The organism is Nonomuraea sp. C10 (assembly GCF_008017515.1).
Lineage (GTDB): Bacteria > Actinomycetota > Actinomycetes > Streptosporangiales > Streptosporangiaceae > Nonomuraea > Nonomuraea ferruginea.
On record NZ_VPFF01000001.1, the window covers coordinates 491,068 to 510,380 of the forward strand.

Sequence of the window (19,313 nt, forward strand, 5' to 3'; positions counted from 1 at the left end):
GTGCAGGTAACAGAATGTTGTTCTCCTGTGCTGGAGGTTCGATGCTGCGGTTCGATGACAGGGTCGCGATCATCACGGGGGCCGGGCACGGCCTCGGCCGCTCACACGCGCTGCTGCTGGCCGAGCGCGGCGCCAAGGTGGTCGTCAACGACCTCGGCGGCGCACTCGACGGCACCGGCGCCTCGACGGGCCCCGCCGCCGAGGTGGCAGAGCTGATCACCAAGAACGGCGGGCAGGCGATAGCCAGCACCGACAACGTCGCCACCCCCGAGGGCGCGCGGGCGATCGTCAAGTCCGCGGTCGACGCCTTCGGCAAGGTCGACATCGTGATCAACAACGCCGGCATCCTGCGGGACAAGTCCCTGGGCAAGATGACGGTCGAGGACTTCGACAACGTGCTCGCCGTGCACGTGCGCGGGTCCTTCCTGGTCAGCCAGGCCGCCTATCCGCACATGAAGGAGGCCGGCTACGGCCGCGTCGTCAACACCTCCAGCCCGGCCGGCCTGTTCGGCAACTTCGGCCAGGCCAACTACTCCACGGCCAAGATGGGCCTGGTCGGGCTGACCAAGACCATCGGCATCGAGGGCGCGCGCAACGGCATCAAGGCCAACGCCATCGCCCCGATCGCGTGGACCCGGATGACCGAGGCGCTGCTGCCCGCGGAGTTCGAGGCCAAGTTCACCCCGGAGCGGATCAGCGCCCTGGTCGCCTACCTGGTGCACGAGTCGTGCGAGGTGAGCGGCGAGGTGTTCAGCGTGGGCGGGGGCCGGGTGGCCCGGGTGTTCGTCGCCGAGGGACCGGGCTGGAAGACCGACGACCTCACGCCCGAGTCGATCGCCGACCACTGGGACGAGGTCATGGCCGAGCAGCCGTACGTCCAGTCGGCCACGGAGTCCATGCAGCGCATGCTCTGATCGCGGCACGTCAAGGCCGGGCGGGGGAACCCCCGGCCGGCCTTCGTCATGTCCGGCCAATCAGACTTTGTTCGATGAACGGCGTAAGTATGGGGAGTTATGTCACCTCGCCCTCTTGAATTGCGCGTTGTGTGATCTTATTGTCGCGGCATGACCCCCGCCCCGGGCTCGCCCGGTGACGTCCTGACGCTCATCAGCGCAGGCTCTGCCACGACCCGTTCCGATCTCGCCCGGCTCACCGGCCTGGCCCGCTCCACGATCTCGCAACGGGTGGACGCGCTGATCGAACGCGGGCTGGTCGAGGAGACCGAGAGCGGCGAGTCCACCGGCGGCCGGCCGCCGCGCCAGCTCCGCCTGCACGCCGAGGAGCACGCGTTCGCCGGCGTCGACCTGGGCGCCACCCACTGCCGGATCGCGCTCATGGACATGACCGGCGACCTGCTCGCCCAGTGCGAGGACTCGCTGCTCATCGGCGAAGGCCCGGAGAAGGTCCTGGCCCACGTCGACGGGCGGATCGACCGGCTGCTCGCCGAGGCGGGCCGGCCCAGGGCGGCGCTGCGGGTGATCGGCATGGGGGTGCCTGGGCCGGTCGAGTTCGCCACCGGCCGGCCCAACAACCCGCCGATCATGCCCGGCTGGAACGACTACCCGATCCCCGACTACTTCCCCGGCGTCGACGTCCTGGTCGACAACGACGTGAACGTGATGGCGCTCGGCGAGCACCGCAACGCCTTCCCGGCGGCCCGCCACCTGCTGTTCGTCAAGGTCGGCACCGGCATCGGCTGCGGCATCGTGGCCGAGGGCACGCTCCACAGGGGCGCCCAGGGCTCGGCCGGCGACATCGGCCACATCCGCGTCAGCGGCCACGAGGAGTCCGGCTGCCGGTGCGGCAACAGCGCCTGCCTGGAGGCCGTGGCGGGCGGCGCGGCGGTGGCGCGCCGGCTCACCGAGCTCGGCGTCCCCGCCGAGACGGGCGCCGACGTCGTCGCCCTGGTCCAGGCCGGCAACACCCAGGCGCTGCGGCTGGTCCGCGAGGCCGGACGGCTCATCGGCGAGGTGCTCGCCAGCCTGGTCAACTTCTTCAACCCCGAGGCCATCGTCATCGGCGGCGCGCTCTCCCGCGTCCACGAGCACCTGCTCGCGGGCATCAGGGAGACGATCTACCGCCGCTCGCTGCCGCTGGCCACCCACCATCTGTCGATCGTGCCGAGTCGCATGGGAGTCGACGCCGCGGTCATGGGCGCCGGAATCCTGGCGATCGAGCACTACCTGTCCCCGGACAACATCAACAAGATCGTCAACGCCTGAAAGGGAGCCCCATGCTCGTCATGAGGGGCATCGTCAAGCAGTTCCCCGGCGTGCGCGCGCTCGACGGCGTGGACCTCGACGTGCGGGCGGGAGAGGTGCACTGCCTGCTGGGCCAGAACGGCGCCGGCAAGTCCACGCTCATCAAGGTCATGGCGGGCGTGCACCAACCCGACGAGGGCACCGTCGAGTTCAACGGCCGGCGGGTCCGCCCGTCGGGTCCCAACGACGCGATCAAGCTCGGCTTCGCCACCATCTACCAAGAGCTCGACCTGGTCGACGGGCTCAGCGTGACCGACAACATCTTCCTCGGCCACGAGCACGCCAGGCTCGGCTTCGTCAACCGGGCCGCCGGCAACCGGGCCGCCCGCCAGGTGCTCGAACGCCTCGGCCACCCCGAGATCCGCCCCACCACCGAGGTGGGCCGGCTGTCCCCGGCCGCCAAGCAGGTCGTGTCCATGGCCAGGGCGCTGTCCCACGACGCCCGGCTGATCATCATGGACGAGCCGTCGGCCGCGCTCGCCCACGACGAGGTGGCCAACCTCTTCCGCATCATCCGCGAGCTGACGAGCCAGGGCGTGGCCGTGGTCTACATCTCCCACCGGCTGGAGGAGATCCGCGAGATCGGCGACCGCGTCACCGTGCTGAAGGACGGCCGCACCGTCGCGGTGGGGCTGCCCGCCCGCGACACCCCCACCTCCCAGATCGTCTCGCTGATGACCGGCAGGAACGTCGAGTACGTGTTCCCGCCGCGGCCGGAGGCGCCCGCCGACGGGCCGCCCGGCGAGGAGGTGCTGCGGGTCGAGGGGCTCACCTCCCCGGGCGCGTTCCGCGACGTGTCCTTCTCGGTGCGCGCCGGCGAGATCGTCGGGCTGGCTGGCCTGGTCGGCTCCGGGCGCTCGGAGATCCTCGAAGCCGTGTACGGGGCGCGCCCGTCCTCCGGCCGGGTGGTGCTCTCCGGCAAGCAGGTACGGAAGAGCGTCGTCGGCAACGTGCGCCGGGGCATGGGCCTGGCCCCCGAGGAACGCAAGGCCCAGGCGCTGCTGCTGGACCAGAGCGTCACGGCCAACATCACCCTGGGCAGCCTGCCCGGGTTCGCGAAGTTCGGCTGGCTGGACCGTACCCGGGAGAGGGCGGAGGCCGAGCGGCTGGCCAAGGCACTCGACATCCGCCCGCCCGACCCGGAGCGGCCCGTCAAGACGCTGTCGGGCGGCAACCAGCAGAAGGCGGTGCTCGCCCGCTGGCTGCTCGGCAGCCGCAAGCTGCTCCTGCTCGACGAGCCGACCCGGGGCGTCGACGTGGGCGCCAGGGCGGAGCTGTACGCGGTCATCCGCGACCTGGCCGACCGCGGCATCGGCGTGCTGCTGGTCTCCAGTGAGGTGCCTGAGGTGCTGGGCCTCGCCGACCGCGTGCTGGTGCTGCGCGAAGGGTCGGTCATCCACGAGGGCGACGCCCGCGAGCTCGACGAGCACCTCGTACTCGACATGATCATGAACGGGAGGGCGGCCTGATGAGCGACCCCACGAAACCACGGTCGGACACCGGGCCGCCAGGCATCGCGCTGCCTGGGCGGGCAGGCGGCAACCCGCTCGGCAGGCTGACCGAGGCCGGCCACATGGGCCTGCTGGTGGCGATCGCGCTGCTCGTCGTCGTCGGCCTGGTGACCAAGCCGGCCGCTTTCGCCACCACCTCGAACCTGGTCAGCATCCTGTCGCTGGCCGCCACCATCGGCGTCATCACGGTCGGCGCCACGTTCGTCATCATCGGCGGCGGCATCGACCTGTCGGTCGGCGCGATCATGGCGCTGGCCTCGGTGTGGGCGACGACGGTGGCCACCCAGGAGTTCGGCCCGGTCGTCATGGCGATCTGCGCCATCCTGGTCGGCACCGGGACCGGGCTGGTCAACGGGGTGCTCATCGCCTACGGGCGGCTGGTGCCGTTCATCGCCACCCTGGCCATGCTGGTCGCCGCCCGCGGGCTCGCCCAGCGCATGTCCGACCGCAAGACGCAGCTCATCCAGCCGGAGAACTCCGCCATCGTCGAGCTGTCGACCACGCGGGTGCTCGGCGTCCCGCTGCTGGTCTACATCTTCGCGCTGGTCGTGGCGCTCGGCTGGGTGCTGCTCAACCGCACCACGTTCGGCCGCCGCACCTACGCCGTCGGCGGCAACCCCGAGGCGGCCCGGCTCGCCGGCATCGACGTGCGCCGGCACACCATGCTGCTCTACGCGCTGTCGGGGCTGTGCTGCGGCATCGCCGCGGTCCTCATCATGGCCCGCACCACCACGGGCTCGTCCACCCACGGCGACCTGTACGAGCTGGACGCGATCGCCGCCGTCATCATCGGCGGCACCCTGCTCACCGGCGGCCGGGGCACGATCATCGGATCGATCCTCGGCCTGCTCATCTTCACGCTCATCACGAACCTGTTCATCCTCAACGGGCTCAACACCAGTGACCAACTGATCGCCAAGGGCCTGATCATCGTCGTCGCCGTCCTCCTCCAGCGGCGGAACTTGAAGGAGAGAGCACCATGAGTGAAAACGTCGCGCGCCGGGGTTTCCTGATCGGCGGGCTCGGCGGAGCCGCGCTGCTGGCGGCCGGCTGCACCAGCAACGAGCCGTCCGCCGCGCCGACCTCGGCCGCCCCCGCGCCCACCCAGGCGGCCGGCGGCAACGACGAGCCCGGCACCAAGGTGACCATCGGCTTCTCCGCCCCCGCCGCCGACCACGGCTGGATCGCGGCCATCGCCAAGAACGCCGAAGCCACCGCCGGGCAGTTCTCGGACGTCGAGTTCCAGGCCGTCGAGCCCACCAACGACATCAACCAGCAGATCTCCGCGGTCGAGTCGCTCATCGCCGCGAAGGTGAACGCGCTGGTCATCCTGCCCAACGACGGCCAGCAGCTGAACCAGATCGCGCTGCGGGCCACCGAGGCCGGCATCCCCGTGGTCAACCTGGACCGGATCTTCCCCGACAAGCTCGCCTACCGCACCTGGATCGGCGGCGACAACTACGGCATGGGCGTGGCCGCCGGCCACTACATCGGCACCGCGCTCAAGGAGAAGAACGTCTCGAACCCGGTCATCGTCGAGATCCAGGGCATCGCCACCCTCCCGTTGACCCAGGACCGCAGCAAGGGCTTCGCCGACGCGCTCAAGACGTACGGCTTCGAGGTCACCGCCCAGCAGGACGCGCAGTTCACCGTCGAGACCGGCAACGAGGTCGCCACCTCGCTGCTGCAGGCCCACAGCAAGATCGACGCGCTCTGGAACCACGACGACGACCAGGGCGTCGGCGTGCTCGCCGCCATCAGCGAGGCCGGCCGGGACGAGTTCATCATGGTCGGCGGGGCCGGCTCGGCCAACGCCATGCGGGCGATCAAGGAGGACAACACGGTCCTGAAGGCCACCGTCACCTACAGCCCGACCATGGCCTCCTCCGCGATCAAGCTCGCCCGCCTGATCGCCCAAGGGAAGGGCATGAGTGATCTCGTGGAGAACCAGGTTCCCCAGTCGATCACGCTGGCATCCGAGACCATTACCAAGGAGAACGTCGAGCAGTATCTGCCACTCGGCTTCGAATCCTGATCGGGGGTTGCATGTCAGACAGAACCGTCGGCGTCGGCATGATCGGCTATGCCTTCATGGGCCGCGTCCATTCCCAGGCCTGGCGCAACGTCGCCGCCTTCTTCGACCTGCCCGTCACGCCCCGCATGCGGGTCATCGCGGGCCGGTCGAAGGACGCCACAGAGGCGGCGGCCGAGCGGCTGGGCTGGGACGAGGCGGTGACCGACTGGCGGGAGGTGGTCGGGCGGGCGGACGTCGACGTGGTCGACATCTGCACGCCCGGCGACACGCACGCCGAGATCGCCATCGCCGCACTCCGCGCCGGCAAGCACGTCATCTGTGAGAAGCCGCTCGCCAACACCGTGCCCGAGGCCGAGGCCATGGCGGCGGCCGCCGCCTCGGCCACCGGCAAGAGCATGGTGGCGTTCAACTACCGGCGGGTGCCCGCCATCGCGCTGGCCCGCCGCCTGGTGGAGGAGGGCCGGCTCGGCGAGATCCGCCACGTGCGCGCCCAGTACCTCCAGGACTGGATCGTCGACCCGGACTTCCCGCTGGTGTGGCGGCTGCGGAAGGACAAGGCCGGCTCGGGCGCGCTCGGCGACATCGGCGCGCACATCATCGACGCCGCCCAGTTCATCGCCGGCCAGCACCTCGTCGGGGTGTCCGCGCTGACCGAGACGTTCATCAAGGAGCGGCCGCTGGCCGAAGGCTCTGCGGGCCTGGCCGCCAGCGGCGGCTCCGGCAGGGGAGCCGTCACGGTCGACGACGCCGCCCTGTTCGTCGGACGGCTGTCCGGCGGGGCGCTCGGCTCGTTCGAGGCCACCCGGTTCGCCACCGGCCGCAAGAACGCGCTGCGGATCGAGCTCAACGGCTCGCTCGGCAGCCTCGCCTTCGACTTCGAGGCGATGAACGAGCTGTGGGTCAGCGACGGCGGGCGCGGCTTCGAGCGCATCCTCGTCACCGAACCCGACCATCCGTACGTGGGCGCGTGGTGGCCGCCCGGCCACGGCCTCGGCTACGAGCACACGTTCACCCACGAGATCAAGGACTTCCTGGAGGCCATCGGCCAGGGCGCCGATCCCACGCCGTCGTTCGCCGACGGGCTGCGCGTCCAGCGCGTGCTCGCCGCCGTCGAGCGCAGCGCGGCCGACGGCAGCCGCTACACCACCGTGGAGGACTGATGAGACCCGTCACGCTGTTCACCGGCCAGTGGGCCGACCTGCCGTTCGAGGAGGTGTGCCGGCTCGCCGCCGAATGGGGCTACGACGGACTGGAGATCGCCTGCTCGGGCGACCACTTCGACGTCGCCCAGGCCGTCTCCGACCCGTCGTACGTCGAGCAGAAGCGCGCCCAGCTCGACAAGCACGGCCTGAAGGTGTGGACCATCTCCCACCACCTCGTGGGCCAGGCCGTCTGCGACCACCCGATCGACGCGCGGCACAAGGCGATCCTGCCCGCCCGCATCTGGGGGAACGGCGACCCCGAGTCGGTGCGCCAGGCCGCCGCCGAGGAGATGAAGAACACCGCCAGGGCCGCCGCCCTGCTCGGCGTCGACACCGTCGTCGGCTTCACCGGCTCGTCCATCTGGCACACCGTCGCGATGTTCCCGCCCGTGCCCGCCTCCATGGTGGACGCCGGCTACCAGGACTTCGCCGACCGGTGGAACCCGATCATGGACGTGTTCGACGAGGTCGGCGTGCGGTTCGCGCTGGAGGTGCACCCGAGCGAGATCGCCTACGACTACCACACCACCGTGCGCACCCTGGAGGCCATCGGCCACCGGCCCGCGTTCGGGCTCAACTGGGACCCGTCCCACATGGTGTGGCAGGACCTCGACCCGGTGGCGTTCATCCTCGACTTCGCCGACCGCATCTACCACGTCGACTGCAAGGACACCCGCGTCCGCGTCGGCGACGGCCGCCGCGGCCGCCTGTCGTCGCACCTGCCGTGGGCGGACATGCGGCGCGGCTGGGACTTCGTCTCCACCGGCCGCGGCGACGTGCCGTGGGAAGACTGCTTCCGCGCGCTGAACTCCATCGGGTACGAGGGACCGATCTCGATCGAGTGGGAGGACGCCGGGATGGACCGGCTCGACGGGGCCAGGGAGGCGCTGTCGTACATCCGCACCATGAACTCGATCACCCCGCCGACGGCTGCCTTCGACGCGGCCTTCAGCAGCGGCTGACCATCGGGCGAGGGCCTCGGACCCGAGGCCCTCGCCCGCCGCTGACCGTCAGTGAAGAATTGGAAACCCTCGGTGTTTGACACGAGGGGCGTTAGCGGACAAACAAGGGCATGAGAAGAATCGCATCCATGCTCCTGGCCGCCGCATGCGCGACGTCCGTCGTCGTCCTGCCCGCCGCGGCGACGGCCCAGGCGGAGGGCGTCGACGTGGACCGGAGTGACACCCCTCCGGCGGACTGGCTCGACCAGCTGCGCCAGGCGACGGCGAAGTACAAGGACCCGAAGGTCGCCGAGCAGGACGGGTACGAAAGGGCCGACGATTGCTGGGAGTTCCCGTACACGCTGCCCGGCGGTGAGCGGCTCGGCGGCATGGGCTACCACTACGCCAACACGCGGCTCATCGAGGACCCGAAAATCGAGCTGATGCGTCCGGAGATCCTCGTGTACGTGCCCGACGGCCACGGCGGGCGGGAGCTGGGGGCTGTCGAATACTTCCAGCGCGACAGGGACCAGCGCATCGCGACCGTCGACGACCGGCCCACGCTGCTCGGGCACGAGTTCCAGGGGCCGATGGGGCCGCACGTGGACGGCATGCCCATCCACTACGACCTGCACCTCTGGATCTTCAAGGAGAATCCGAAGGGCATGTTCGAGCAGTGGAACCCGAGCGTGAAGTGCCCGGCCGGCGCGACCCACGGCCATGGCTGAGACCTCCTGCGGCCGCCGGTGCCCGGGACGATCCACCCGGGCGCCGGCGACCGAAACCGCGATCAGTCCATGATGACGATCTGGCGCAGCACCTCGCCGCTCTTCAGCGCGGCCACCGCGTCGTTGAGGTCGGCGAGCTTGATGCGGGAGCTGATCAGCGACTCCAGGTCGAGCTGCCCGGCCTTGTAGAGCTTGGCGAAGTACGGGAAGTCATGGCGGACGTCCGCTTCCCCGTACAGGCTCGACAGCAGGTTCTTGCCCTCGAACAGCAGGCTGAAGGCGGAGATCGAGACCATGTCGTCGGCCGCGCCCGCGCCGACCACGATCACGTCGCCGCCCGCGCGGGTGATCTGCCAGGCCGACTGGATGGTGGCCGACTTGCCGACGACCTCGAAGCCGTAGTCGAAGCCGGCGCCGCCGGTGAGCTCGGCCAGCGCGCCCGGCACGCCCTCGGGGGTGACCGCGTGGGTGGCGCCGACCTTCTTGGCCAGCTCGTGCTTGGACTCCAGCGGGTCGATCGCGAGGATCGTGCGGGCGCCGGAGATGCGCGCGCCCTGGATCACCGACAGGCCGACGCCGCCGCAGCCGATCACCGCGACCGTCGAGCCGGGGCGCACCCTGGCGGTGTTGATCGCGGCGCCCACGCCGGTGGTGATGCCGCAGCCGATCAGCGCCGCCGCCTCCCACGACACCTCGGGGTCGATCTTCACGACGCCCACCGACGGGACCACGATCTCCTCGGCCCAGGTGCCGCAGCCGGCCATGCCGAAGGCGGTGGTGCCGCCGCCGAAGCGGAAGTTGCCCTTGGTGAACGACTCGATGATGTACTTCATGCACAGGAAGGGCTGGCCGCCCAGGCACAGGTCGCACTCCTGGCAGGCCGGCCGCCAGCTGATCACCACGTGGTCGCCCGGCTGGACCGAGCCGACGTGCTCGCCGACCTCCACCACCTCGCCCGCGCCCTCATGGCCGGGGATCAGCGGCACGGGTTGCGGCAGCACGCCGGTCATGGCCGACAGGTCGGAATGGCAGACGCCCGTCGCCTTGATCCGTACGCGGACGTCACCCGGCCCGACGGGGGCCAGCGTGATGTCGTCGCGGATGTCCAGCTTGTCGTCGCCTACGGCGTGCAGGAGAGCTGCGCGCATGGTTTCCTCCTCCGGCTAATCCTCAAGGGAGAGGGCGGCTTTGGGGCAGGACCGCACCGCGTGGCGGACGCGGTCGAGCATCTCGGGGGGTGGTTCGGGGAGCAGGATGTGGAGCTGGTCGTCGTCATCCAGCTCGAAGACCTCGGGCGCGAGGCCCATGCAGACGGCGTTGGCCTCGCAGACCAGCTCGTCGACACTGACTTTCACGTGATTCTCCGGTGATCCCATGAGACCACTTTGACAGGCTCGACCACGTAGGCGAGCCGCTTGCGCCCGGTGTGCTCCACGTAGGGACGCAGCTGCTCGTCGGCCACGCCGGGAGTCATCCGGCGGGCCACCCGCATGCCGACGTCGAGCACGTCCTCAGGGCTGTCCTGCGGCGTGACCCGCCCGTACACCAGCACCCCGCGCAGCTCGCTGTAGTCGTCGCCCAGCTCGACCAGGCAGCTCACCCGCGGATCGCGGGCCAGGTTGAGCGCCTTCTGCGACTTGGCGTACGTCCAGAACGTGATCCTGCCCTTGTCGTCCAGGCCGTAGAACATGGTCACGAGGTGGGGCGTGCCGTCGGCGTTGATGGTGGCCAGCTGGAGCTTACGTCCCGCTTCCAGGAACGCGGCGACCTCTTCCTCGGACATGGAGATGCGAGCGCGCTGATTCACGCTGCCAAGTAGAACAGGTTGCATAATGGCGGGCAAGGGGTCGCCCGAATAAGATTCGGTGCCGTTAGGGTGCTGGGCATGACGATGCCGCCCGCGCTGCTCTACGCAGCTGAGCACGCCAAGGGGTTCATGCCCGCGCAGGAGGGCCTGGCCCTGTACGAGGTGGCTCGGACGTACGGGACCCGCGGGCCGATCTGCGAGATCGGCACCTACTGCGGCAAGTCGGCGATCTATCTCGGCGCCGCCGCCCGCGAGGCCGGCTCCGTGGTCGTCACCGTCGACCACCACCGCGGCTCCGAGGAGATCCAGCCCGGCTGGGCGCACCACGACCCGACGCTGGTCGACCTGCGCTTCGGCAAGATGGACTCCCTGCCGACGTTCCGCGCCACGATCGCGGCCGCCGGGCTGGAGGACGAGGTGATCGCGATCGTCGGGCACTCGGACCGGGTGGCGAAGCTGTGGACGACGCCGCTCGGCATGCTGTTCATCGACGGCGGCCACTCCGAGGAGCCGGTGACCCGCGACTACGAGGGCTGGGCGCCGCACGTCATGCCCGGCGGGGCGCTCGTCTTCCACGACATCTACCCCGACCCCGCCGACGGCGGCCAGGCGCCCTACCGCGTCTACCTGCGGGCGCTGGAGTCCGGGGCGTTCGCCGAGGTCGGCGTGACGGGCTCGCTGCGCGTCCTGGAACGCGTCGCCGACGGCATCTAGCGCGCCGGGTCAGGCCGGCTGGTGGCGGCGCAGCCAGAGGCGGCGGGTGTGCGCCTGCCAGGCGAGGAACTCCTCGTGGCCGCACGGGTCGTCCGGGAGGGTCAGCAGCGCCCGGTCGGCCCAGGCGACGGCCTCCTCGGCCGTGCCGCCCGCCAGGATCGGCGCCGCCTGCGCCACGTGGTCCGGCAGGTGCCCCGCCTGTGCCCTTGCCGTCGCGGCGAACGCGCAGCCCTGCGCCAGGTGGGAGCGGAAGCCGTCGGCGCCCGCGTGCTCGGTCAGCCACCACAGCTCGTCGGCCTCCGCGCCGCCGGTGTAGGCGGCGGCGAAGCCCACGCCGCTCCACAGCGCCGCCCGCCGCGCCACCGGATAGGCGGCGATCCTGGCCGCCACGTCGTCGGGCGAGGCGCAGTCGTGATACCAGAGCAGCCGCCCCAGCCCCTGGTCGAACAGCGCGCAGTGGGCCCGCGACAGCAGGTCGGGCATGGCCCGCTCGCCCACCATCCGGTCGGCCCGCGCCATGCTCCACTGGAACCCGAACCCGTCGAGCGCCAGCCAGCGCAGCAGCGGGTGGGCCCGCCGGGCGGCGCGCACCGGCCGCATCCGCAGCATGGCGTAGCCGCGGCCGGCGCCCAGATGGGCGGCGAACGCGTGGTGCGCGGCGGGGCCGGCCAGTAGCTCGCGAAGGCGCCGGCCCCGGGTCAGGGTGACCAGATCGAGCACCGCGCACGCGGCCCCCGCCCCTTCGTAGGCGAAGGCCAGCTGATCACGGGAGATGTCCTCGATCCGTTCGACATTCCGTGAGACGACCGCGTTGAAGCCGGTGAGGTAGGACTTCTCCGCGCCTTCGATGACGGCCCTGGAGGCCGGCCGGGTGAGCCGGAACCTCCGCCTGCTCAGGTCCGATTCGCTCGGATCCCTCGACAGCAGCCGCCGCCATCCTCGGGCCGGGCTCGCCACCGGCTCGGTTCCGGCGTGCTCCAAGAACGATGTCGTGCCCGTGTCGCCCACGCTTCCCCCGAAGACGCCTCGTACGGTCGCTCCCGAAGCTAGTAACCGCATTGGGCGCTTTCACGGAGCCGCACGGGCCTCGCGCGCAAAGACGCGGCAAAACCGCTTGCGCGTCACGCCCGCGCGGGCGTACAGCCGCACAGCTCCGGGCGGCCGGTGAGGCCGGACGGCGCGGCGGTGTCGCGGAAGATCCCGCCCCCGCCGGTGAGCCCCTGCAGGGCGTCCGCGGCCAGGATCACGGCCGCGGACGTGTAGCCGGAACGCTCGTACGGGAAGTGCTTGCGGTTGGCGAACTGCCAGCCCGTCCAGTACGAGCCGTCCTCGTGCCGCAGGTGCTGCATGTCGGCGAAGAGCGCGACCGCGCGGTCACGGTCGCCCAGCGCGTCCAGGGCCAGCGCCAGCTCGCACGTCTCCGCGCCGGTCACCCACGGCTGGTCCGACACGCAGCGGATGCCGAGCCCGGGGACCACGAACGTGCCCCACTCCCGCTCCAGCAGCTCGAAGGCGGCCTGGCCGCGCACCGCGCCGCCGAGCACGGGGTAGTACCAGTCCATCGAGTAGCGGCTCTTGTCGGCGAACGCCTCCGGGTGCGCGGCGAGCACGTGCGCCAGCCGGTCGGCGGCCAGCTCCCAGTGCGGCTGCGGGTCGCCCAGGCGGTCGGCCAGCAGCACCCCGCAGCGCAGCCCCTGGTGGATGGAGGCGCAGCCGGTCAGCAGCGCGTAGGTGGCCGACCGGCCGTGCGCGTCGCGCTCCCAGACGATCTCGCCGCGCTCGGTCTGCAGCCCCGCCACGTAGTCGAGCGCCGCCTTGGCCATCGGCCAGCGCTCCTCGGCGAAGGCCCGCTCGCCGGTCACCAGCCAGTGGTGCCAGAGCCCGACCGCGATGTAGGCGGCGTGGTTGGACTCGCCGCCGCGCTCCACCGCGGCGTCGCCGACCACCTTCATCGGCCAGGAGCCGTCCTCGCGCTGGTGCGCCGCCAGCCAGGCGTAGCCCCGCTCGACCGGCTCGCGCAGCCCGGCGACGGCCATGGCCATCAGGCACTCGATGTGGTTCCACGCGTCGACGTGTCCTTCGGGCCAGGGCACGCCCCCGTCGTCCTGCTGGATGGCCGCGATGCTCTCGGCCGTCTGTACGACCTGCTCGCGCGAGATCACGCCTCGGGCTTCCGCACGTAGAGCACGACGCTCTTGCCGATGATCGGGTTCAGCAGAGCCTCGGCGATCCTGGTGGCGGGAGGGCGCTTCATGATGTCCCACACGAGCAGCTCGTGGTACGCCTTCGCCAGCGGGTTGTCGTCGTTGTTGACGCCGACGGCGCACTTGATCCACCAGTAGGGGGCGTGCAGGCCGTGGGCGTGGTGGTGCGGGCCGATGACGAACCCGGTGGACTTCAGCTTGGCCGACAGCTCGGCCAGCGTGTAGATGCGCACGTGCCCGCCGGGGGCCGTGTGGTAGTCCTCGTCCAGCGCCCAGCAGATGCGCTCGGGCAGGAAGCTCGGCACCGTGATCGCGGCCGTGCCGCCGGGCCTCAGCACCCGGAAGATCTCCCGCATCGCCGTCATGTCGTCCGGGATGTGCTCCAGCACCTCGGCGGCGATCACGCGGTCGAAGCTCGCGTCCTCGAACGGCATGTCGAGCGCGGTGCCCTGGACGGTCTCGCCGGTGCCCCCGCCGGGCACCTCGCCCGCCTTGTCCATCGCCGCGAACATCGCCGCCACGCTGTCCAGCTCGGTCTGGTCCATGTCGAAGGCGACCACGTTCGCGCCGCGGCGCAGCACCTCGAAGGCGTGCCGGCCACCGCCGCACCCCAGGTCGAGCACGCGCACCCCAGGGCCCACGGGCAGCCGGTCGAAGTCGACGGTCAGCACGAGAAACGTTCTCCTGTCTTCGGACGGGCGATCAGCGGGACCGGCGGGCGGCGATGGCCTCCCGGTAGGCCTCGACGGTCTTCTTGGCGACCACGTGCCAGGTGTAGCGCTCCATGACCCGGTCGTAGCCGGCCCGGCCCACCCGCTCGCGCTCCTCCGGCGAGTCGTGCAGCCGGCGCAGCACCGCGGCCAGTTCCTCGGCGTCGCCCGGCGACACCTGGACCGCGGCGTCGCCCACGACCTCGGGCAGCGCCCCCGTACGGCTGGCCACCAGCGGCGTGCCGCAGGCCATGTGCTCGACGGCGGGCAGCGAGAACCCTTCGTACAGCGAGGGGACGACGGAGATCTCCGAGGTGGCGATCAGCTCGCCCAGCTCGTCGTCGGAGATCCCGTGGACGAACCGGACCCGGTCCTGCAGCGACAGCTCCTGCACGAGTTGCTCGGTGGGCCCGCCGGGGGTCGGCCGGCTCACCACGGTCAGGTTGACGTCGCGCTCGGTGGCCAGCTTGGCGACGGCCCGCAGCAGCGTGGCGACCCCTTTCATCGGGGAGTCGGCGCTGGCCACGGCCACGATCGAGCCTTTGCGGCGGGGCTTGTCCGGGCGCGGGTGGAAGTAGCGGGTGTCGACGCCGAGCGGGATCAGGCGCATGTTGGCCTGCGGCACGTTGAAGTCGCGGTGGATGTCGGCCAGCGACGACTCGCTGACTGTCAGGATCGGGTTCAGCCGGGGGGCCACCTTGGCCTGCATCTTCACGAACCCGTACCAGCGGCGCATGGTCAGCTTCTTGACGCCCTGGGCGGCCTCCAGCTCGATGCGCCGGTCCACGCTGATCGGGTGGTGGATGGTGCCGACCACCGGGAACAGCTTCTGGATGCCGAGCAGGCCGTAGCCGAGGGTCTGGTTGTCCTGCACCACGTCGAAGTCGCCGACGCGCTTCTTCAGCTCGCGGTGGGCGCGCAGGGTGAAGGTGAGCGGCTCGGGGAAGCCCGCGGTCCACATGGTGCCGACCTCCAGGAGGTCGATCCAGTCGCGGTACTCGCCGAGTCTGGGGGTGCGGAACGGGTCCTCGTCGCGGTAGAGGTCGAGGCTGGGCACCTTCCGCAGGATGACGCCCTCGTCGAGCTCGGGGTACGGCTGGCCGGAGAACACCTCGACGTGGTGGCCGAGCGCGACCAGCTCGCGGCTCAGGTGGCGGAGGTAGACGCCCTGGCCGCCGCAGGTGGGCTTGCTGCGGTAGGACAGCAGCGCGATCCGCAGCGAGTCCGTGCTCACGGACACCCCTTTCTCCGCCGGTAGGCCCGGAACGCGGGCGTGTACCGTGAAAGATGACCTTAGTCCGAGAAGGCTACCATTCGGTAGGTCATCTGGAATGGTTCACAGTCACACGGACAAGCCGTGCGAACTGCGGCATTAGCCTGACCGAGCGTTGTTCGGTGGAACGTGTTCTAGATAGTATTCCCCGGGTAGGCGAGAGTTGGAGGACCCTTGGCCAGGCGCGCTCTGATCACCGGCATCACCGGCCAGGACGGTTCCTATCTGGCGGAGCACCTGCTCGATCAGGGCTACGAGGTATGGGGGCTGGCCCGCGGCCAGGCCAACCCGCGCGTGTCGCGCATCCGCAAGCTTCTGGCCGACGTCCACCTCGTCAGGGGCGACCTGCTCGACCAGGGCTCGCTGATCTCCGCGGTGGAACGCGTTCAGCCGGACGAGGTCTACAACCTCGGCGCGATCTCCTTCGTGCCGATGTCGTGGGAGCAGGCCGAGCTGACGGCCGAGGTCACCGGGATGGGCGTGCTGCGCGTCCTGGAGGCCATCCGGGTGTGCTCCGGCGTCTCACGCGGCGGGCGTCCGTCGGGCGGGCAGATCCGCTTCTACCAGGCCTCCTCCTCGGAGATGTTCGGCCAGGTCGGCGAGACCCCGCAGAACGAGAGCACCGGTTTCCACCCGCGCTCGCCGTACGGGGTCGCCAAGACGTACGGGCACTTCCTCACGCAGAACTATCGCGAGTCGTACGGGATGTTCGCGGTCTCCGGCATCCTGTTCAACCACGAGTCGCCCCGGCGCGGGGCCGAGTTCGTCACCCGCAAGGTCTCGCTCGGGGTGGCCCGCATCAAGCTCGGCCTGGCCGGCGAGCTGCGGCTGGGCAACCTGGAGGCGCGGCGCGACTGGGGGTTCGCCGGCGACTACGTGCGCGCCATGCACCTCATGCTCCAGGCCGATAAGCCCGAGGACTACGTGATAGGCACCGGGCGGATGAAGTCCGTCAGGGAGCTGGCCGAGGCCGCGTTCGCGGCGGCGGGGCTCGACTGGGAGCGGTACGTGGTCACCGACCAGGCGCTGCACCGGCCCGCCGAGGTCGACCTGCTGTGCGCGGACCCGAAGAAGGCCAGGGTGCAGCTCGGCTGGGAGCCGACGGTGTCGTTCGACGAGCTGGTGGCGATGATGGTCGAGTCGGACCTGCGGCTGCTGACCGACGGCGGCGACCCCGACCAGGAGTCCTCCTGGCCGTGACGGGTCACAGGGCGGCGGCGCGGTAGGCGGCGGGGGTGAGCCCGAAGCAGCGGCCGAACCAGCGCGTCAGATGGCTCTGGTCGGCGAACCCGGTGAGCGCCGCCACCTCGCCGATCGGGGTCCCGCCCGCGATCAGCCGTCGCGCCTCCCGCAGCCTGAGCAGGCGCTGGTAGTCGCTGGGCGCCATCCCGTAGGCGGCGCGGAACGCCCGGTAGACGGCGAACCTGCTGGTGCCCGCCTCCCTGGCCAGGTCGTCGGCCGTCACGTCGTCGAGCGGGCGGTCACGCAGCACCGCCCTGACCCTGGCCGCCACCCCGCCGGAGCCGCCCGCCACGGTGACCGGGCCGGTGGCCGCGCGCCGTACCAGCGCCCTGACCGTGTCGGCGAGCAGCTCGTCGCGGCGCAGCGCGGGCGCGCCGCCGAGCAGGGCCGCGTGCAGCGCGCGCAGGGCGGCGGCGAGCGCCGGGTCGTGCACCACCGGCTCCGCGAACAGCGGCAGGCCCGTGCGGCGGCCCGCCAGGTCGTCGAGCACCTCCGACATCAGGCCGGGGCCGAGATGGACGATGCGGTAGGTGAAGCCGAGGGCGTCGGTGGGCCGGCCGTCGTGCGGGTCGTCGGGGTTGAAGGCCATGACCATGCCCGGGGTGCTCGTGTGCGCCGACCCCCGGCAGGTGAACGACTGCGCGCCGTCCTCGGTCATGCCGAACGAGTAGGTCTCGTGGCTGTGCCGGTGGTAGACGTGGCGCGCGAAGTGGGCGTGCATGGCCTCGATCGGCCGGTCGGGAGACCTCCAGTAGCGGGACCATTCACGTGCCACGCCTCCGATTCTATTGACAAACAGTGTTTTTATGTAAAGGATGATTTTTGCGATGAGAGAAGTCCTGTATCTGGAAGAGATCGAGCAGGCCGAGGCGCTGCTCAAGCCGCAGCGTGTCGAGGTGCTGCGGCAGCTCGCCGAGCCGCGCACCTGCAGCGAGGTCGCGGCCCGGCTCGGTCAGACCCCGCAGCGGGTCTATTACCACGTCAAGCGGCTGGTGGACGCGGGGCTGGTCGACCAGGTGGCCGAGCGCAAGGTGCGCGGCATCAGCGAGGGCATCTACCAGGCCGGCGCCCGCTCCTACTGGCTGTCGCCGCGCCTCGTGGGCCGCATCGGGCTGACCAGGGCACGCGACGAGCTCAGCCTCGGTTACCTGCTCGACCTCATGGAGGAGGTCCAGGCCGACATCGCCGCGCTCGACCGGACCGCCCCGGAGCTGCCGTCCATCGGCCTGTCCGGCGAGATCCACGTACGGCCGGAGCAGCGGCAGGAGTTCCTCGACGACCTGCAGACCGTGATGCGGGACCTGTTCACGCGCTATGGGGGAGCCGAAGGCGACGCCTTCAAGCTCGCCCTCGCCTGTTACCCCAAGGGAGAGAGCCCATGATCATTCGTGCCCGCGTGCAGGCCCCGGTCAAGGAGGTCCGGCACGCCCTCACCGACCCCGCCGCGCTGCGCGTCTGGCTCGCCGAGCACGCCGAGGTGGAGCTGCCCGACCGCTACGCCTTCTGGGGCCGCCACACCCCCGAGGGCGACGCGCCGCACCAGCGGCTGCTGCACGCCGACGACCGTACGGTCCGGTTCGCCTGGACGCTGGACGGCGTCGAGACGACCACCGAGCTCCGGCTGGAGGAGGAGGGACCCGAGACCACGGTCGTCACGGTCGAGCAGAGCCACTTCAGCATGGAGGAGGCGCTGGCGGAGAGCTCGATCAGGGGAGTGCTGCAGACGTACTGGTGCCTGGCGCTGACCAACCTGGCCGAGCACTTCGAAGGCCGCGAGCTCACCCCGAAGATCGACTTCACCGCCACCGGCGACCTGCGCGCCTCGGTCCTGGTCGACGCGTCCCCGGAGCAGGTCTTCCACTCGCTGATCGACTCCGAGTCCGCCACCCGCTGGTTCGGCTACCCGATCGAGATCGAGCCGCACGTCGGCGGGCGGTTCGCGATGGGCGGGATCGAGAACAACCCCCACCCGGCCAAGATCCTTGAGCTGGAGACCGACCGCAAGGTCAGCGTCGACTGGGGCGCCACCGGCGTCGGCACCTGGGAGCTGGAGGGCACCGGCGGCAAGACCCGGCTCACCATGATCCAGAGCGGCTTCGACCGCCCGCCCTTCGCCGCCTGGGGAGGCAACCTCGCCGGCCTGGCCGAGCTGCGCCGCTTCCACGAGGTGCCCGGCTGGCAGCCGGTGCTGGCCGGATAGCCGCACCAGCGTTCAAGACCCCGAGGGGGCGGTGACGGCAGCCTGGACGCCATGCGTTTCGACACGAAGATCGGCATCGTGGTCCGCGACGACCTGGCCACCTGGCAGAAACTGAACGTCACCGCCTTCCTCGCGAGCGCCGTGGCCGGCGGCGCGCCGGAGACGATCGGGGAGCCGTACGAGGATGGGTCGGGCAACGCTTACCTGCCGATGTTCCGCCAGCCGGTGCTCGTCTACACGGCCGGCTCGCTCGCCTCGGTCCGTGAGAAGGCCGTGGCGCGGGGGTTGCGTGTGGCGGTCTACATCGAGGAGATGTTCAAGACGGGCCACGACGACGCCAACCGCGCCGCCGTGCGCGCGGTGGCGGCGCCGGACCTGCAGCTCGTCGGCCTGGCGGTGTACGGCCCCAAGAACGCCGTGGACAAAACCCTCAAGGGCCTCCACCTGCACCCGTGACGTCCTGTGGACGGCCGTCGCCCATCCAC

21 protein-coding genes are annotated in these 19,313 nt (G+C 70.9%); 13 read left to right on the forward strand and 8 right to left on the reverse strand.

Annotation, left to right across the window (positions count from 1 at the left end; genetic code table 11):
- Positions 1–41 precede the first annotated feature (41 nt).
- The 8 genes from FR742_RS02320 to FR742_RS02355 all read left to right on the forward strand — a co-directional run bounded on the left by FR742_RS02320 (position 42) and on the right by FR742_RS02355 (position 8,678).
- Complete coding sequence (locus tag FR742_RS02320; protein WP_148029374.1) at positions 42–914, forward strand: SDR family oxidoreductase; 873 nt, start codon at positions 42–44, stop codon at positions 912–914.
- Positions 915–1,064: 150 nt separating this feature from the next.
- Complete coding sequence (locus FR742_RS02325) at positions 1,065–2,222, forward strand: ROK family transcriptional regulator (protein ID WP_148029375.1); 1,158 nt, start codon at positions 1,065–1,067, stop codon at positions 2,220–2,222.
- 11 nt (positions 2,223–2,233) lie between these two features.
- Positions 2,234–3,730 (forward strand): sugar ABC transporter ATP-binding protein, encoded by a 1,497-nt coding sequence (locus FR742_RS02330; RefSeq protein ID WP_148029376.1) that lies wholly within the window; start codon positions 2,234–2,236, stop codon positions 3,728–3,730.
- Positions 3,730–4,755, forward strand: a complete 1,026-nt coding sequence (locus FR742_RS02335; protein WP_148029377.1) for an ABC transporter permease — start codon at positions 3,730–3,732, stop codon at positions 4,753–4,755. The genes FR742_RS02330 and FR742_RS02335 overlap by 1 nt, the downstream gene beginning before the upstream one ends.
- Positions 4,752–5,807 carry a substrate-binding domain-containing protein gene (locus tag FR742_RS02340; RefSeq protein WP_148029378.1) on the forward strand — a complete coding sequence of 352 codons (1,056 nt, stop codon included), beginning with the start codon at positions 4,752–4,754 and terminating at the stop codon, positions 5,805–5,807. Before FR742_RS02335 ends, FR742_RS02340 begins: the two co-directional genes overlap by 4 nt.
- An 11-nt stretch (positions 5,808–5,818) precedes the next feature.
- The gene (locus tag FR742_RS02345; protein ID WP_187280958.1) at positions 5,819–6,967 is read left to right on the forward strand and encodes a Gfo/Idh/MocA family protein; all 1,149 of its coding nucleotides are present in this window, start codon (positions 5,819–5,821) and stop codon (positions 6,965–6,967) included.
- Positions 6,964–7,971, forward strand: coding sequence for a sugar phosphate isomerase/epimerase (locus FR742_RS02350; RefSeq protein ID WP_148034296.1), 1,008 nt, complete (start codon positions 6,964–6,966; stop codon positions 7,969–7,971). The genes FR742_RS02345 and FR742_RS02350 overlap by 4 nt, the downstream gene beginning before the upstream one ends.
- Positions 7,972–8,081: 110 nt before the next feature.
- A complete protein-coding gene (locus FR742_RS02355) occupies positions 8,082–8,678 on the forward strand; it encodes a hypothetical protein (RefSeq protein ID WP_148029379.1) in 597 nt (198 codons plus the stop codon).
- 62 nt (positions 8,679–8,740) lie between these two features.
- Here the strand turns inward: FR742_RS02355 and FR742_RS02360 are convergent, their stop codons facing one another.
- The 3 genes from FR742_RS02360 to FR742_RS02370 are packed head-to-tail and all read right to left on the reverse strand — an operon-like array spanning position 8,741 to position 10,485.
- The gene (locus FR742_RS02360) at positions 8,741–9,826 is read right to left on the reverse strand and encodes a Zn-dependent alcohol dehydrogenase (RefSeq protein WP_148029380.1); all 1,086 of its coding nucleotides are present in this window, start codon (positions 9,824–9,826) and stop codon (positions 8,741–8,743) included.
- Positions 9,827–9,841: 15 nt separating this feature from the next.
- Positions 9,842–10,033 (reverse strand): ferredoxin, encoded by a 192-nt coding sequence (locus FR742_RS02365; protein WP_148029381.1) that lies wholly within the window; start codon positions 10,031–10,033, stop codon positions 9,842–9,844.
- Positions 10,030–10,485 carry a pyridoxamine 5'-phosphate oxidase family protein gene (locus FR742_RS02370; protein ID WP_148029382.1) on the reverse strand — a complete coding sequence of 152 codons (456 nt, stop codon included), beginning with the start codon at positions 10,483–10,485 and terminating at the stop codon, positions 10,030–10,032. Before FR742_RS02370 ends, FR742_RS02365 begins: the two co-directional genes overlap by 4 nt.
- 78 nt (positions 10,486–10,563) lie before the next feature.
- On the opposite strand from FR742_RS02370, the gene FR742_RS02375 reads away from it, so the two are divergent.
- Positions 10,564–11,199 (forward strand): class I SAM-dependent methyltransferase, encoded by a 636-nt coding sequence (locus FR742_RS02375; RefSeq protein ID WP_187280959.1) that lies wholly within the window; start codon positions 10,564–10,566, stop codon positions 11,197–11,199.
- A gap of 9 nt (positions 11,200–11,208) precedes the next feature.
- Here the strand turns inward: FR742_RS02375 and FR742_RS02380 are convergent, their stop codons facing one another.
- The 4 genes from FR742_RS02380 to FR742_RS02395 form a co-directional block, all read right to left on the reverse strand.
- Positions 11,209–12,180: a DUF1702 family protein gene (locus FR742_RS02380; RefSeq protein ID WP_187280960.1), complete on the reverse strand. Its 972-nt coding sequence runs from the start codon at positions 12,178–12,180 to the stop codon at positions 11,209–11,211.
- A gap of 140 nt (positions 12,181–12,320) precedes the next feature.
- On the reverse strand, positions 12,321–13,361 hold the full coding sequence (locus FR742_RS02385; RefSeq protein ID WP_148029384.1) for a prenyltransferase: 1,041 nt from the start codon (positions 13,359–13,361) through the stop codon (positions 12,321–12,323).
- Positions 13,358–14,074 carry a class I SAM-dependent methyltransferase gene (locus FR742_RS02390; protein ID WP_148029385.1) on the reverse strand — a complete coding sequence of 239 codons (717 nt, stop codon included), beginning with the start codon at positions 14,072–14,074 and terminating at the stop codon, positions 13,358–13,360. Before FR742_RS02390 ends, FR742_RS02385 begins: the two co-directional genes overlap by 4 nt.
- A gap of 31 nt (positions 14,075–14,105) precedes the next feature.
- The gene (locus FR742_RS02395; RefSeq protein ID WP_372452505.1) at positions 14,106–15,347 is read right to left on the reverse strand and encodes a glycosyltransferase family 4 protein; all 1,242 of its coding nucleotides are present in this window, start codon (positions 15,345–15,347) and stop codon (positions 14,106–14,108) included.
- 213 nt (positions 15,348–15,560) lie between these two features.
- Between FR742_RS02395 and FR742_RS02400 the strand changes: the two genes are divergently transcribed.
- Positions 15,561–16,586: a GDP-mannose 4,6-dehydratase gene (locus tag FR742_RS02400; protein WP_148029387.1), complete on the forward strand. Its 1,026-nt coding sequence runs from the start codon at positions 15,561–15,563 to the stop codon at positions 16,584–16,586.
- A gap of 4 nt (positions 16,587–16,590) precedes the next feature.
- Here the strand turns inward: FR742_RS02400 and FR742_RS02405 are convergent, their stop codons facing one another.
- Positions 16,591–17,403: an AraC family transcriptional regulator gene (locus FR742_RS02405; RefSeq protein ID WP_261808319.1), complete on the reverse strand. Its 813-nt coding sequence runs from the start codon at positions 17,401–17,403 to the stop codon at positions 16,591–16,593.
- A gap of 52 nt (positions 17,404–17,455) precedes the next feature.
- On the opposite strand from FR742_RS02405, the gene FR742_RS02410 reads away from it, so the two are divergent.
- Genes FR742_RS02410 through FR742_RS02420 form a run of 3 tightly spaced genes read left to right on the forward strand, consistent with a single transcriptional unit; the run spans position 17,456 to position 19,284 of the window.
- Positions 17,456–18,010 (forward strand): helix-turn-helix domain-containing protein, encoded by a 555-nt coding sequence (locus tag FR742_RS02410; RefSeq protein WP_148029388.1) that lies wholly within the window; start codon positions 17,456–17,458, stop codon positions 18,008–18,010.
- Positions 18,007–18,828 carry an SRPBCC family protein gene (locus FR742_RS02415; RefSeq protein ID WP_148029389.1) on the forward strand — a complete coding sequence of 274 codons (822 nt, stop codon included), beginning with the start codon at positions 18,007–18,009 and terminating at the stop codon, positions 18,826–18,828. The genes FR742_RS02410 and FR742_RS02415 overlap by 4 nt, the downstream gene beginning before the upstream one ends.
- 51 nt (positions 18,829–18,879) lie before the next feature.
- Complete coding sequence (locus tag FR742_RS02420; protein WP_148029390.1) at positions 18,880–19,284, forward strand: DUF2000 family protein; 405 nt, start codon at positions 18,880–18,882, stop codon at positions 19,282–19,284.
- The last annotated feature ends 29 nt before the right edge of the window (positions 19,285–19,313 follow it).